At 37.8% G+C, this 15,084-nt stretch carries 11 protein-coding genes; 10 read left to right on the forward strand and 1 reads right to left on the reverse strand.

What is annotated here, in order from left to right; translation table 11 throughout:
- Positions 1-37: 37 nt before the first annotated feature.
- Positions 38-394, reverse strand: a complete 357-nt coding sequence (locus JI747_RS02665; protein ID WP_225686086.1) for a four helix bundle protein — start codon at positions 392-394, stop codon at positions 38-40.
- A 98-nt stretch (positions 395-492) separates the two neighbouring features.
- On the opposite strand from JI747_RS02665, the gene kdpB reads away from it, so the two are divergent.
- The 10 genes from kdpB to JI747_RS02715 all read left to right on the forward strand — a co-directional run bounded on the left by kdpB (position 493) and on the right by JI747_RS02715 (position 15,031).
- Positions 493-2,547 (forward strand): potassium-transporting ATPase subunit KdpB, encoded by a 2,055-nt coding sequence (gene kdpB / locus JI747_RS02670; protein ID WP_225686087.1) that lies wholly within the window; start codon positions 493-495, stop codon positions 2,545-2,547.
- Between the two features lie 94 nt (positions 2,548-2,641).
- Positions 2,642-3,235 (forward strand): K(+)-transporting ATPase subunit C, encoded by a 594-nt coding sequence (locus JI747_RS02675; RefSeq protein WP_225686088.1) that lies wholly within the window; start codon positions 2,642-2,644, stop codon positions 3,233-3,235.
- A gap of 21 nt (positions 3,236-3,256) precedes the next feature.
- Complete coding sequence (locus JI747_RS02680; RefSeq protein WP_225686089.1) at positions 3,257-4,627, forward strand: outer membrane beta-barrel protein; 1,371 nt, start codon at positions 3,257-3,259, stop codon at positions 4,625-4,627.
- Between the two features lie 16 nt (positions 4,628-4,643).
- Positions 4,644-5,720, forward strand: a complete 1,077-nt coding sequence (locus tag JI747_RS02685; RefSeq protein WP_225686090.1) for a porin — start codon at positions 4,644-4,646, stop codon at positions 5,718-5,720.
- A gap of 63 nt (positions 5,721-5,783) precedes the next feature.
- Positions 5,784-6,905, forward strand: a complete 1,122-nt coding sequence (locus JI747_RS02690; RefSeq protein WP_225686091.1) for a sensor protein KdpD — start codon at positions 5,784-5,786, stop codon at positions 6,903-6,905.
- Positions 6,902-8,626: a HAMP domain-containing sensor histidine kinase gene (locus tag JI747_RS02695; protein ID WP_225686092.1), complete on the forward strand. Its 1,725-nt coding sequence runs from the start codon at positions 6,902-6,904 to the stop codon at positions 8,624-8,626. The genes JI747_RS02690 and JI747_RS02695 overlap by 4 nt, the downstream gene beginning before the upstream one ends.
- A gap of 125 nt (positions 8,627-8,751) precedes the next feature.
- Positions 8,752-9,207 (forward strand): hypothetical protein, encoded by a 456-nt coding sequence (locus JI747_RS02700; RefSeq protein WP_225686093.1) that lies wholly within the window; start codon positions 8,752-8,754, stop codon positions 9,205-9,207.
- Between the two features lie 102 nt (positions 9,208-9,309).
- On the forward strand, positions 9,310-10,395 hold the full coding sequence (locus tag JI747_RS02705; protein ID WP_225686094.1) for an efflux RND transporter periplasmic adaptor subunit: 1,086 nt from the start codon (positions 9,310-9,312) through the stop codon (positions 10,393-10,395).
- A gap of 15 nt (positions 10,396-10,410) precedes the next feature.
- A complete protein-coding gene (locus tag JI747_RS02710) occupies positions 10,411-13,572 on the forward strand; it encodes an efflux RND transporter permease subunit (RefSeq protein WP_225686097.1) in 3,162 nt (1,053 codons plus the stop codon).
- A complete protein-coding gene (locus tag JI747_RS02715; protein WP_225686099.1) occupies positions 13,565-15,031 on the forward strand; it encodes a TolC family protein in 1,467 nt (488 codons plus the stop codon). The genes JI747_RS02710 and JI747_RS02715 overlap by 8 nt, the downstream gene beginning before the upstream one ends.
- Positions 15,032-15,084 lie beyond the last annotated feature (53 nt).

Here is a 15,084-nt window from a genome sequence, read left to right on the forward strand (position 1 = left end):
GTGGAATCGATACATCTCACGTTTTACATAGATCTTCTCACTCACTAAGCAACTTCCGCTTCAAACCATAAACGAGCTTTCCAATTAAATCAAGTTTACTATTTAACAAATGGAATTCTTCGTTAGATAAAAATTCTAATTCAAATGAAATGAGCAATAAAGTATCAAGCTCTGCAATAGATCCAATGGATATGTCAAGAAAACGGACAAATTCTTTTTTGCTGGTTCTTGCGGCTCCTTCTGCAATATTCAAAGGAATAGATAACGCGGCTCGCCGCATTTGTGAAGTAGTACCGAAAAGTTCTTCTTTAGGAAAAGACTTGGTAACAAGATATACTTCTTTAATTAAAGCAATACTGTCACTCCACGCTTTTAAATTTCTATGGGGTTTCATCAAAAATGTGTTAAAAAAATAAATATAAGTATAAATAATTGAATGTGAATGATTTTTACTCTTTTCACATTTTACTTTCTACTTCTAACAAATAAAAAATGAAAGGAAATAATAACAATTTGTTTCAGGCTGAATTAGTAAATGAAGCATTGAAACAATCATTTATAAAACTGCACCCGGCAAAAATGTTCCGTAATCCGGTCATGTTTATGGTGTATATCGGAACATTGGTAATGACCGGAGTTTGTGTGTGGATTGCAGCAGGAGAAACTTCTCAGGGAAGTCTCATCTATAATATTATCGTCACAGCAATATTATTTATCACGCTTCTCTTTGCTAATTTCGCAGAAGCAATTGCCGAAGCAAGGGGAAAAGCTCAGGCTGACTCTTTAAGAAAAACCAGAGAGGAAACTCCGGCAAAGATGTTCTCTTCAAATGGAGAAATTATAATAGTACCGTCTAATCAATTAAAAAAAAGAGATGTATTTTTCTGTGAAACCGGAGACATTATTCCTTCTGACGGAGAGATTATTGAAGGATTGGCTACGATTGATGAAAGCGCGATCACAGGAGAAAGTGCTCCGGTAATTCGTGAAGCAGGAGGAGATAAAAGCAGTGTAACGGGAGGGACGAAAGTTCTTTCAGATAAAATTAAAGTAAAAGTTACCACAGAACCCGGAGAAAGCTTCTTAGATAAAATGATTGCTTTGGTCGAAGGCGCGTCAAGACAGAAAACCCCGAATGAAATTGCTTTAACGATCCTGTTAGCCGGATTTACATTAGTTTTTGTAATCGTTACGGTGACTTTAAAACCATTTGGAGATTATGCCAATACGCCGATTACCATTGCAGCATTTATCTCATTATTTGTCTGTCTGATCCCAACTACAATCGGTGGACTATTATCAGCAATCGGTATTGCGGGAATGGACAGAGCCTTAAGAGCCAATGTAATTACTAAAAGTGGTAAAGCAGTGGAAACTGCAGGAGATATTGATGTTTTATTACTGGATAAAACCGGAACAATTACCATCGGGAACAGAAAAGCCACAAATTTTTATCCGGCTAACGGAATTGAGGAAAAAACATTGATAAAGGCAGCAGTTCTAAGTTCTATGGCCGATGAAACCCCGGAAGGTAAATCTATTGTGGAACTGAGTGAAAAGTTAGATGTAAATGGTGTTGTAAAACAGGAACTGGCTATTCTTACTTCTAACATTTCACCGGAGTATATCAATTTTACAGCAGAAACAAGAAGTTCGGGGATTAATTATGAGAACACACGAATCCGAAAAGGGGCAACTGACGCAATTAAAAATATTGTTACAAATTCGGGCCATCTATTTCCAGTAGAGGTTGAAGAAAAAGTCAGAGCTATTTCGCAAAACGGAGGAACACCGCTCGTGGTTTCAGAAAATGAAAAAGCTCTGGGAGTGATAGAATTGCAGGATATTATTAAACCGGGCATTAAAGAACGTTTTGACCGATTAAGAAAAATGGGAATCAAAACCGTAATGGTAACCGGAGATAATCCTCTGACTGCAAAATTCATTGCTGAAAAAGCCGGAGTCGATGATTTTATCGCAGAAGCGAAACCAGAAGATAAAATGAACTACATCAAAAAGGAACAGACGGAAGGGAGACTTGTGGCGATGATGGGAGACGGAACCAACGATGCTCCGGCTCTCGCTCAGGCAGATGTAGGTGTTGCGATGAATAGCGGAACACAGGCTGCAAAAGAAGCAGGAAATATGGTGGACTTAGATAATGACCCAACAAAACTTATCGAAGTCGTAGAAATTGGAAAACAGTTATTAATGACTCGCGGAACGTTAACAACATTCAGCATTGCGAATGACGTGGCAAAGTATTTTGCAATTGTTCCTGCGTTATTTATTGCTTCCATTCCTGCATTACAAGGATTAAATATCATGAATCTTCATTCTCCGGAATCAGCGATTCTGTCCGCAGTAATTTTTAATGCGATTGTCATCCCGATGTTGATTCCTTTAGCTTTGAAAGGGGTTGCTTACAAACCGATCGGAGCAAGTGCACTGTTGAGAAGAAATCTTTTGATTTACGGGCTTGGTGGAGTTATCATTCCATTTATCGGGATTAAGATTATTGATCTTATTGTGTCGCTATTTATTTAAGTAAAAAGTAAAAAGTAAAAAGTAAAAAGTAAAAAGTAAAAAGGTGATTGTTAAACGTCTTCCTTTTTACTCCTAACCTCTAACATTCATTATCATGAAACAAAATATATTATCAGCCATCAGATTAACGCTTGTATGTGCTGTGTTTTTCTCAGGAATTTATACGCTTTTCATTTTCGGAATTGCTCAAGCTGCTCCCAATCATGGGAAAGGAGAGATCATTAGTAGTGAGAAGAGTAATGAAGCTTCTCACATTTCACCGAAAACATCTTACTACTATGCCAACATAGGCCAGAAGTTCGATAGAGATGAATACTTCTGGTCACGTCCTTCAGCGGTAGACTATAATGCAACAGGAGCAGGAGGAAGCAATAAAGGTCCTTCAAATCCGGATTATTTGAAAACGGTTCAGGAAAGAATCGACCATTTTATGAAACACAATCCGGGAATTCAGAAATCAGAAATCCCATCGGATTTGGTAACTGCAAGTGGAGGAGGATTAGATCCCAATATCTCTGTACAGGCGGCAAAAGTTCAGGCAAAACGAATTGCTAACATCAGAAAGATCGATGAGAACAAAATTCAGGAATTAATAACATCCCATACAGAACAACCACTTCTTGGTGTATTCGGAACTGAAAAAATCAATGTACTGAAATTTAACCTCGCTTTAGACGGTTTACAATAATTAAAAAAAGAAATTTTAGAAATGAAAAAAACAATGAGCCTCGCCATTACCGTATTGTGCTTGGCAACGAATCAATGGGCTTTTTCTCAGAAAAAAACTGCAGATTCTGTATCTATTGAAAATGTAAAGAAAGATTCTCTGATCACTCAGTCAAAAATACCGTTTGAAGGCTATGATCTTTCCTGGATCAACGGACAAAACCGACAAACCGACTTTCCGCTTACTTTAAAAGATAAAGACGGGGAAACTATTATCACCGGGGTTGCCTATGTTGATTCATATTTTAATTATGATTTTAACCGCCCAAAAGATAATACGCACAACGCTTCTGCAGCAATAGGCCGTTCCAATGAGTTTACAATCAATATGGCAAGTGTGGGTCTGGAAACGAATTATAAAAATGTAATAGGTCGTCTTTGGCTGCAGTTTGGGCAAATGGGATCTATTGTACAGGATCTTGACGGAACGGTAAATCATGGGAAAAATACTTCTGCCAGTAATTTAAAATACATCCGTGAAGCTGCCGGAGGATATCATTTTGATGTAATGCATGGCTTAAATGTTGAAGCCGGGATTTTCATGAGTTATATTGGTCTTGAAAGCTATGTTCTTAATGAAAACTGGAACTATCAGCGAAGTTTGGTGTGTGATTTTACCCCGTTCTATTTTCAGGGAGCAAGAGTTCAGGCGTATCCCTCTAAAAAATTTAAAACAGAAGTCTGGGTAATGAATGGATGGCAAACGTATAATTCATGGAATACAGGATTGTCAATAGGAAACTCAAACTATTACCGTCCCAATGAAAATCTACAATTAGTAGCCAATTTTTACCTCAACGGAAAAGATACCAGAAACAATCCGGGAGTAAGAAGATTTCACCATGATAACAGTGTGGTGGCAAGATATTTTAACAGAAAAGATAGCAAAGGAATTTCCCAGGTGGCTTTCAGTTTGAACACACATTATGGTTTCCAATCCGGTGCAGGTGTAAAAGCGAAAGATAATTATATGATCGGAACTTCTCTTGCGAATAGAATATGGTTCAATCAGAATAAATTTGCGTTGACTTTAAGAGGAGATGTCATCAGTAATCCGGGAGCTTATTTAGCATTTACCCCTTCACCGGTTGCCAATAATGATTTTAATGATGCACTTGCAACCGGAAAAGATCTGAAAATGTTTCAGGGAACTGCGACTTTCGATTATATGCCCAATCAGTTTTGCACGTTCAGATTGGAATATGGATATAGAAGCAGCAATATTCCTTATTTCGCAGGAAGAGAAGGAACTACAAGTCCGGACGGATGGGCAGATACAGCGGTTGAAAACTGGAGACCGGATTTAAGAAAAAGAGACAGCAGGCTTACTCTGGCTGTTATTTTCAGACTGTAAATAATCAATTTTAAAAATGAAGAAAAAAATACTGTGTATATTTTTAATACCGGGTATTCCAACTTTAGATTTTGCGCAGGAGAAGAAATCTTTAGCAATTACAGGGTATGCTGAATTGTATTATCAGTATGCATCCAATAATCCTAAAAACAACTCGCGTCCGGCTTTTATTTACAGCCACAACAGAAACAATGAAGTGAATTTAAATCTAGGGTTTATAAAAGCCAATTATGAAAATGAAAAATTTAGGACAACTCTTGCATTGGCAACCGGTACCTATATGAATGCCAATTATGCGGCAGAATCAGGAGTTTTAAAAAATATCTATGAAGCCAATGTTGGGATTAAAATATCGAAATCTAAAAACCTTTGGATAGATGCAGGTGTTATGCCTTCTCATATTGGCTTTGAAAGTGCTGTCAGTAAGGACTGTTTTACTTTAACAAGAAGTCTTATGGCAGAAAATTCTCCTTATTTTGAAACAGGTGCCAAAATCTCTTATACCACTGACAACGGAAAATGGTTGATGAGTGCTTTAATTCTGAACGGTTGGCAAAGAATTCAACGTGTAGAAGGGAACTCTACGGTAGCTTTTGGTCATCAACTGACCTATAAACCAAACGAGAAAATTACCCTGAACAGCAGTTCTTTCATAGGTAATGATAAACCTGATGATATGAAACAGATGAGGTATTTTCATAATCTACATGGAATTTTTCAACTGAATAAAAAACTGGCTTTGATTACAGGTTTTGATATCGGAGCAGAACAGAAAGCTAAAGGAAGCAATCAGTATAATCTATGGTATTCTTCTGCCCTTATTGCTAAATATTCTCCAACAGAAAAGCTGAATTTTGCTGCAAGAGGAGAATATTATAGTGATGAAAAAGGAGTGATTATTGCCACGGGAACAGAAAACGGTTTTAAAACCTTTGGATATTCTTTGAACGCTGATTATTGGATTCTTCCCAATCTGGTCTTGAGAACGGAACTCAAAAACCTTAACAGTAAAGATGAGATCTTTCTGAACAGAGGTAATGTTCTTAAAAAAAATACCCTTACAGCAGTCACCTCACTTGCCGTAAGTTTTTAATGATTCAAATCCCTTGCTGAAATTTTGGTAAGGGATTGCTAACTTTACTCTAGATAATCTGTTATGGATGAAAAAAAGTCTGCTCAGGATTTCCTAAGCTTAATAAAAAAATCAAGAAAAGGAAAATTCAAGATCTACATCGGGATGAGTGCAGGAGTGGGAAAAACATATCGCATGCTGCAGGAAGCTCATGCGCTTTTAGAAAACGGAATTGACGTAAAAATCGGTTATATTGAAACTCATCATCGCAAAGAAACCCATGCTTTATTAGATGGTTTACCGATTATTCCCAGAAGAAAGCTTTTTTACAGGGGAAAAGAGCTGGAAGAGCTGGATGTTCAGGCGGTGCTGAATCTCCGTCCCGAAGTGGTAATTGTTGACGAATTGGCTCATACCAATATCGAAGGCAGTAAAAATGAAAAACGTTGGCAGGATGTCATGGAAATTCTGGATTCAGGGATTAATGTGATTTCAGCGGTGAATATTCAGCATATTGAAAGCTTAAATGAAGAAGTAAAAAGTATTACCGATATTGAAGTAAAAGAAAGAGTTCCGGATTCTATTCTTTCTATGGCGGATGAGGTGGTGAATATCGATTTAACGGCAGAAGAACTGATCAACCGTTTAAAGGCAGGAAAAATTTATGATCAGACAAAAATCAATTCTGCACTCAATAATTTCTTTAAACCGGAAAGTATCTTACAGCTTCGTGAGCTGGCTTTAAAAGAAGTGGCTTCACAGGTGACAAGAAAAGTAGAATCAGAAGTTACCATTCATAAAACGATAAAAAAAGAAAGGTTTTTAGCCTGCATTAGCTCCAATGAAAAAACAGCTAAAAATGTGATCAGAAAAACGGCTAGATTGGCAAACTATTATAACAGTCAATGGTATCTTCTGTATGTTCAGATTCCCCGTGAAAGTTCTGATAAAATCGCTTTGGATAAGCAGCGTCATCTGATTAATAATTTTAAATTAGCAACAGAATTAGGAGCAGAAATCATAAAGGTAGAAAATACCAATGTGGCACACACAATCATGGAACAGTGTGAAGAACGGAAAATTACCACGGTCTGTATTGGAAAGCCGCATTTGAACTTATGGAAAATCATTCTGGCAACAGATACTTTTAATTCTTTATTAAATAAACTGTCACAGGAAAACATCGATTTGGTTATTTTATCATGAAAATCAAAACAAAACTTAATATAGGTGTAGGTCTTTTGTTCATTATGATTATCGTGCTTTCTGTAGTAAGTGCATGGTACATCAATCAATTGAAACGGGATACCAATAACATCTTGGCAGCCAATTACAATACCCTGGAATATTCCAGAAATATGCTGTTGGCGTTAGAAGAGATCAATTCAGACCCATTGGCTTTTGGTGTCTTTGAAAAATATTTGGACAAACAGCGTAAGAATGTCACAGAACCGGGCGAAAGAGAAGCAACGGAAGAAGTAGTTACTCATTTTTCTGCATTGAAAAAAGACATTCAGAATGTTTCATTAAAATCATCCGTCAGAAAAGATATTGCTGAACTCATGCGACTTAATATGACGGCTATTCAGCATAAAAGCAGTATTGCTGATGAAACGGCCAAAAATGCAATTACAGCAATTTCCATTGTAGGAACGCTTTGCTTTTTAATGGCATTTACTTTAATGGTAAATCTTCCGTCAAATATTGCCGATCCCATTAGAATATTAACGTCAAGTATTAGGCAGATCGCCAATCAGAATTATAAAGAAAGAGTTCATTTTAAAAGCAACAGTGAATTTGGTGAACTGGCAAGATCCTTCAATACAATGGCTGAAAAACTTCACGAATATTCGGAAAGTAAGCTTGAAAAGATCCTGAAAGGGAAAAAACGTATCGAAACGCTGATTGATAATATGCAGGATCCGGTGATCGGTATCGATGAAAATAAAAAAGTGCTCTTTGTAAATGACGAAGCTTTAAACATTACAGGGCTAAAAAAAGAAAACTTTGTCGGAAAACTGATTCAGGATGTCGCGGTTACCAATGATCTGGTAAGAAGTATCATCAAAGATATTATCCATCCCGAAACAACGGCAGAAAACGAACCCATGAAAATCTATGCGGATGGTAAGGAAAGTTATTTCGAAAAAGATGTGATTGATATTAATATTATCCCTACAGGAGAAGAAAACAGCCAGTTCATCGGTCAGGTAATTATGTTGCATAATATTACCCCTTTTAAAGAACTGGATCTTGCCAAAACCAACTTTATCGGAACCGTTTCCCATGAATTTAAAACCCCGATTTCTTCCATAAAAATGGGATTGCAGTTGCTTGAAAATGATAAAATAGGAGACCTGAATGATGACCAGAAAAACTTGGTCAACGGAATTAAAGACGACGCCAACAGACTATTAAAAATCACAGGAGAATTATTGAATATTGCCCAGTTGGAAAGCGGATCAATCAAATTGAATATCAAACCTTCCGAAGTCTCAAAAATAATTGAATATGCTGTAGATGCAAACAGAGCGGCTGCAGAGCAGAAACAGATCAGATTTCTTATCAATATCGCTCCTGAAATTCAAAATGTGTTAGCCGACAGTGAAAAAACAGCCTGGGTTCTCAATAACTTACTTTCCAATGCGGTCCGGTATTCTTATGAAGATTCAGATATTAACATAGACGTAAAAAAGCTGGACGATAAAATCATGTTTTCAGTGACAGATACAGGACAGGGAATTGAGCCGCAATATGTTTCAAAAGTATTCGACCGATATTTCAGGATTCCGGGAACAAAAAAAGAAGGAACAGGACTTGGTTTAAGTATCAGTAAAGAATTTATAGAATCTCAAGGCGGAAATATTTTTGTGAAAAGTGAATATGGAGCGGGAAGCACGTTTTCTTTTCTGTTAAAAGATAATTAAAAGCAGGAAAAACATAAACTCGCCTCAAAAAATTCAATAAACTCAAATTCTATTGACTTTTTTAACACATTTTTAATTTTCAGTTACTTGTTATTTTTTGGAGATTACTTACCTTTGTCATCAGGATGAAAGGGAGGTTTTATCAATATTTATACAGTTTGCTATTTGCATTACTTACCGTTTTGGGTTTGTATTATGGGCAAGTACAACAATATATCTCAACCAATACTTCCCCTGATTTTCAGTTCACAACAGATATTCTGATCAGGCAGAACGAAAATAAACTCGATTCTTTTGCCTTTCTAAACAACCAGAATGCCTACGATTCTTACAATCTTAGCCGGCCGCGTTACAATAAAATCAGAGCACTTTCTGAAAACGACAGTGAAAATGATGATAATGTAGACACCTCAGCGTCTTCAGAACTCACGCTTCTTCTGAGAGAAGACTTATGGCGTTTGATTTCCGGCTTCGTTACTATATTTCACGACAGACAAAATGCTGTTTCATTCGCTCATTCCGGGCAGTTAAAGCTATCTTATGATGATCTGTATATCCAGTACAGGGTCATCCGACTGTGATTTTATAATACTTTTTTCGAAAAAAATTTAAGGTTTTCATGATCCGTTCAGAAAATCCGTAACTCTATTTTTCAAATTTTAAATATTATAAAAATTATTATCATGGTCAAGAAAAGTCTCATGTATATAAACCTGTGCCTTATTCTTTTATGTCTAAGCTGCAATTCTGAGAAAAAAGAAAAAAAAGAAGCAACCTCTTTCAATGTGACGAGTCCGCTTGTAAAAGATACCTTAATCGATAAAGATTATGTAGCACAGATCCGTTCTATCAACCATATTGAGCTTCGTGCCCAGGAAAAAGGATATATTCAGGGGATTTATGTAGATGAAGGGCAGTTTGTTCAGAAAGGACAGCTTTTGTTTAAAATTATGCCTAATTTATATGAATCTGATGTAAATCGTGCCAAAGCAGAAGCAAAATACGCCGAAATCGAATATCAAAATACCAAAAATCTGGCAACTAAAGACATTGTTGCTCCTCAGGAAATGGCAATGGCAAAAGCCAGATACGAAAAAGCTAAAGCTGAGCTTTCCTCAACCAATACTCATTTAGGATTTACAGAAATCCGAGCTCCTTTCACAGGAATTGTAGGAAGACTGCATGTGAGAAAAGGAAGTCTGGTAGATGACGGGGAGTTAATTACCGAACTGTCAGACAACAGCAAAATGTGGGTGTATTTCAATGTTCCGGAAGCAGAATATCTGAATCAGATGAGTGAGAGAACAACCAATGATCCGATGCACGTTCGTTTGAGAATGGCCAACGGAAAAGAATTCGCTCAGAATGGAGTGGTAGAAACGATAGAATCCGATTTCGATAATGAAACCGGAAACATCGCTTACAGAGCTACTTTCCCGAATCCAAAAGGATTATTGAGGTTTGGTGAAACAGGAAATGTTGTGATCACATTACCTTATGCAAATGCCTTGATGATTCCTCAAAAAGCGACTTTTGAAGAATTGGAGAAGAAATATGTTTATGTTATTACAAAAGATAACAAAGTAAAAGCAAGAGAAATAAAAATTGCAGCCGAATTACCGCATCTGTATGTTGTGGCTTCAGGTCTTGGAAAGGACGAAAGAATTCTTCTGGATGGTCTTAGAATGGTTCAGGAAAACCAGACGATCAGTTCAAAATACCAGAACCCTGAAAAAGTAATGTCGAATCTCGATCTGTATGCCGAGTAATTAAAAAGCAAGATTATGTTTAAAAAAGTAATACACCGACCGGTATTCGCTATTGTGATATCGGTTGTCATCCTGTTTATAGGAGGTTTGGCGATCAAGCAGCTTCCCACCGAACAGTTTCCTAAAATTGCCCCCACTACTGTTGCCGTTACCATTGCTTATCCGGGAGCGAGTGCTGATGTTTTGGTTAAATCTTCATTGATTACGATTGAAAATGCCATCAACGGAGTTCAGGGAATGCGTTACATCACAACCGATGCAACCAGTGCCGGAGAAGCCACAGTGAATGTGATTTTCGATCCCGGAACCGATCCCAATGCAGCCGTCGTTCTGGTGAAAACAAGAGTAGATCAGGTAATGCCGCTGCTTCCTGAATTAGTGCAAAAAGAAGGAGTTGTTGTAAACCCGATTCAGCCCAGTATGTTGATGTACGTCAATCTTTACAGTACCAACAAAAGCATGGATGAAAAATTTCTTTACAACTATGCTACTGTGAATATCATCCCCGAAATCAACCGTATTCATGGGATTGCAAAATCTCAGATCCTGGGAAGTAGAAGATATGCGATGCGTATCTGGCTGAATCCTGACAGAATGCGTGCTTACTCAATTTCTGTGGATGAAGTAATGAAAGCAATTGGTGAACAGAGTATCATAGGACGTCCCGGAAGAATCGGGCAGAGTTCAGGGATTGCAGCACAGTCTTTAGAATACGTTCTTACCTATAAAGGTCAATATAATAAACCTGAAGAATACGAAAATATCATTGTCCGTTCCAATTCAGAAGGAGAGAACATTAAACTTAAAGATGTTGCAAAAGTTGAGTTGGGAAGTGAGTTTTTTGATATTTATTCAAATCTTGATGGGCATCCTTCCGCTTCTATTGTATTAAAACAAAACTACGGAAGTAATGCCAATGACGTTATTAAAGATGTAAAAGCCAAGTTGGAGGAAATGAAAGGAAATTTCCCTCCAGGAGTGGATTATAAAATCAGTTATGACGTTTCACAATTTTTGGATGCATCGATCGAGCAGGTAATGCATACCTTGAGAGATGCCTTTATTCTGGTAGCGATTGTAGTGTTTATTTTCCTGGGCGATTGGCGTTCAACCTTAATTCCGATTATTGCCGTTCCGGTTTCTTTGATTGGAACCTTCTTTGTCATCCAGCTCTTCGGAATGTCGATTAACTTGGTAACGCTTTTCGCTTTGGTTTTGGCGATCGGTATTGTTGTAGATAATGCGATTGTAGTGATTGAAGCTGTTCACGCAAAAATGGAGGAAAGTGATATTTCTCCTTACAAAGCGGTAAAAGAAGTAATGGGAGAAATCGCAGGTGCGATTATCGCGATTACTGCAGTGATGGTTGCTGTATTTATTCCGATTTCCTTTATGACGGGTCCTGTAGGAACTTTCTATCGTCAGTTTTCTATTACCATGGCAAGTTCTATTGTAATTTCTGCAGTGGTTGCTTTAACATTAACTCCGGTTTTGGCAGCGATGTTATTGAAAAACCATCACGGAAAACCTAAAAAATCTAATATTTTCACTAAAGCTTTAGACTCTTTCAACAAAGGATTTGATAAAGTTACAGGAAAATATGCTTCATTCCTTAGAAAAATTGTAACCAGAAAAGTGGTAACATGGGGAATCTTAGTAGCTTTCTGCGTCGGAATTTTTGTTGTTAATAAAGCGCTTCCGGGTGGTTTCATCCCAAATGAAGATCAGGGAACCATTTATGCGATTGTTCAGACGCCTCCTGGATCAACACTGGAGCAGACGAATAAAGTTTCAAGAGCACTGCAGAAAATCTGTCAGGGTGTTGATGGAGTAGAATCTGTTTCGTCTTTGGCAGGATACGAGATCATGACAGAAGGTCGTGGCTCTAATGCAGGAACGTGTCTGATCAACCTGAAAAGCTGGAACGACCGTGAGCATAATGTAAAAGAAATCATGGAAGAGCTTGAAGAAAAATCAAAAGATCTTGGAGCTACAATAGAATTCTTCGAACCGCCTGCTGTACCTGGTTTCGGATCTTCCGGAGGTTTCTCCATGAGATTGCTTGATCTTAACAGAACGACCAATTATCAGGATTTTGATAAAGTAAATAAAGCGTTCATTGCTCAGCTTAAAAAACGTAAAGAACTTACCGGAGTGTTCACCTTCTTTGCAGCCAATTATCCTCAGTATGAATTAGTTTTCGATAATAATGCTGCTATGCAGAAAGGAGTTTCTATCGGTACCGCCATGGAAAACCTGAACATTTTGATTGGTAGTACCTACGAACAGGGATTCATCCGTTTCGGGCAGTTCTTTAAAGTGTATGTTCAGTCTTCTCCTGAATTCAGAAGGCTTCCTTCCGATATTTTGGGATTATATGTAAAAAATGATCATGGAGAAATGGTGCCTTATTCAGCGTTTATGACAATGAAAAAAACACAGGGGCCGAACGAAATTACCCGTTATAATATGTACAACTCAGCGGCAATCCGTGGACTTCCGGCTGAAGGCTATACAACGGCAGATGCCATTCAGGTGATCAATGAAGTAGCGGCAAAAACATTACCTCACGGGTACAAAGTAGCTTGGGAAGGATTATCTTATGATGAAGCGCAACGTGGTAATGAAGCAATCTACGTATTTCTTGTCGTTTTGGTATTCGTTTATCTGGTATTGGCGGCACAATACGAAAGTTTTATTATTCCGTTTGCTGTATTGTTTTCATTACCGGTCGGAGTTTTTGGATCTTTCATGCTGTTAAAAGCAATGGGACTGGAAAATGACATCTATGCTCAGGTTGGTTTAATTATGATCATCGGATTATTAGGTAAAAACGCCGTTTTGATCGTGGAAGTTGCTGTGAAAAGACGACAGGCAGGAGATTCTATTCTGGAAGCAGCCATCGAAGGGTCCAGAGCCCGTTTCAGACCGATTTTAATGACCTCATTTGCGTTTATTGCAGGATTGGTCCCTCTTGTTTTTGCAGGTGGAGCAGGTGCTATTGGAAACCATACCATTGGTGCTTCTGCGTTGGGAGGAATGTTGATAGGAACCCTGTTCGGAGTTATTGTAATTCCTGGGCTCTATTACATTTTTGCCAAATTATCAGATGGCAGAAAAATGATTAAAGACGAAGACGAATCACCATTAAGCGAAGACATGATCCATTATGAATAAGAATAAAATATATCAATATGCAGGAACGGCCTTCTTTTTATTAAGTCTTGCTGCCTGTAAATCAATAGACATACAGCAACGTGCTGAAAACAGAACGGTGCCTGGAAAATACGCATTGGCAGAAAATGATACGATCAACACAGGGAAGCAAAAATGGAATGAATATTTTAGTGATCCCAATCTCCAGACGTTAATTAATCAGGCATTACAGAATAATCAGGAATTAAATATTATTCTTCAGGAAATTGAGATTTCTAAAAACGAAATTAAAGCGAAAAGAGGAGAATATTTACCGTCTGTAGGCTTAAAAGCGGGAGTGGGAGTTGATAAAGTAAGTCGCTATACCAACATCGGAGCAATGGAAGCCAATACCGAAATGGAGCCCGGAAAAGAAATGCCCGATCCTTTGTTTGATTTCGGAGTGGGTGTACAGGCAAAATGGGAAACCGATATTTGGGGAAAACTTCACAATGCAAAAAAAGCGCAGGTTCAGAGATATTTGGCGAGTGTAGAAGGGAAAAATTTCATGATCACGAATCTGATCTCAGAAATTGCCGATTCTTACTACGAACTGCTTGCTTTGGATAATGAGCTTGTTATTCTAAATCAAAATATTAAAATTCAGAATGACGCACTGGATATTATTAAAGATTTGAAAAAGAACGCCCGTTCCAATGAACTTGCTGTGAAAAGATTTCAGGCACAGGTTCTCAAAACACAGGGAATGCAGTATGATATTCAGCAGAAGATCGTAGAAACCGAAAATAAGATCAATTATCTGGTCGGAAGATTTCCTCAGCCGGTGGAAAGAAGTCAGGATTTTAATTCGGCTGTACCACAGACTGCTTACGCCGGAATCCCTTCAGAACTGTTGGAAAACCGTCCGGATATCAAACAGGCTGAATATGAACTGGCTGCTTCAAGACTGGATATTAAATCCGCAAAAGCAAGATTTTATCCTTCTCTTGATATTGGCGTTGGTGTCGGATTGCAGGCCTTTAATCCGACGTATCTTATTAAACCGGAATCATTCCTGTTTTCTTTAGCCGGAGAACTGACTGCACCATTGATTAACCGAAGTGCAATAAAAGCAGCTTATTATAATGCCAATGCAAAGCAGGTTCAAGCAGTTTATCATTATGAGCAAACCGTTTTGGGAGCTTATATTGAAGTAGCCAATCAGCTTTCTAAAATCAAGAATCTGGAAAACAGTGTAGACATTAAAACCAGAGAAGTGGATGCTTTGACAAAATCAATCGACATCTCGAATGATCTGTTTAAATATGCCCGTGCTGATTATATGGAAGTACTTTTGACCCAACGTGATGCACTGGAATCAAAATTTGAATTGGTTGAAAAGAAAGTCAACCAGTTGAAAGCAAGTGTTGCTATCTATAGAGCGCTTGGTGGTGGTTGGGATCAGAATCCTGTTGCCTCGCCGGAAATTATAAAACCGTAGGATTTCATACCATAAGTTTTTTCTTAAAGAGCTTACCTTTTTAAAGGTAAGCT

The sequence above is a fragment of the Chryseobacterium tagetis genome, from assembly GCF_016735585.2.
GTDB lineage: Bacteria > Bacteroidota > Bacteroidia > Flavobacteriales > Weeksellaceae > Chryseobacterium > Chryseobacterium tagetis.

Bases quoted from the DNA above. Each gene is read 5' to 3' on its own strand.
- JI747_RS02665 (WP_225686086.1), bottom strand. From the start codon at position 394: ATGAAACCCCATAGAAATTTAAAAGCGTGGAGTGACAGTATTGCTTTA.
- kdpB (WP_225686087.1), top strand. From the start codon at position 493: ATGAAAGGAAATAATAACAATTTGTTTCAGGCTGAATTAGTAAATGAA.
- JI747_RS02675 (WP_225686088.1), top strand. From the start codon at position 2,642: ATGAAACAAAATATATTATCAGCCATCAGATTAACGCTTGTATGTGCT.
- JI747_RS02680 (WP_225686089.1), top strand. From the start codon at position 3,257: ATGAAAAAAACAATGAGCCTCGCCATTACCGTATTGTGCTTGGCAACG.
- JI747_RS02685 (WP_225686090.1), top strand. From the start codon at position 4,644: ATGAAGAAAAAAATACTGTGTATATTTTTAATACCGGGTATTCCAACT.
- JI747_RS02690 (WP_225686091.1), top strand. From the start codon at position 5,784: ATGGATGAAAAAAAGTCTGCTCAGGATTTCCTAAGCTTAATAAAAAAA.
- JI747_RS02695 (WP_225686092.1), top strand. From the start codon at position 6,902: ATGAAAATCAAAACAAAACTTAATATAGGTGTAGGTCTTTTGTTCATT.
- JI747_RS02700 (WP_225686093.1), top strand. From the start codon at position 8,752: ATGAAAGGGAGGTTTTATCAATATTTATACAGTTTGCTATTTGCATTA.
- JI747_RS02705 (WP_225686094.1), top strand. From the start codon at position 9,310: ATGGTCAAGAAAAGTCTCATGTATATAAACCTGTGCCTTATTCTTTTA.
- JI747_RS02710 (WP_225686097.1), top strand. From the start codon at position 10,411: ATGTTTAAAAAAGTAATACACCGACCGGTATTCGCTATTGTGATATCG.
- JI747_RS02715 (WP_225686099.1), top strand. From the start codon at position 13,565: ATGAATAAGAATAAAATATATCAATATGCAGGAACGGCCTTCTTTTTA.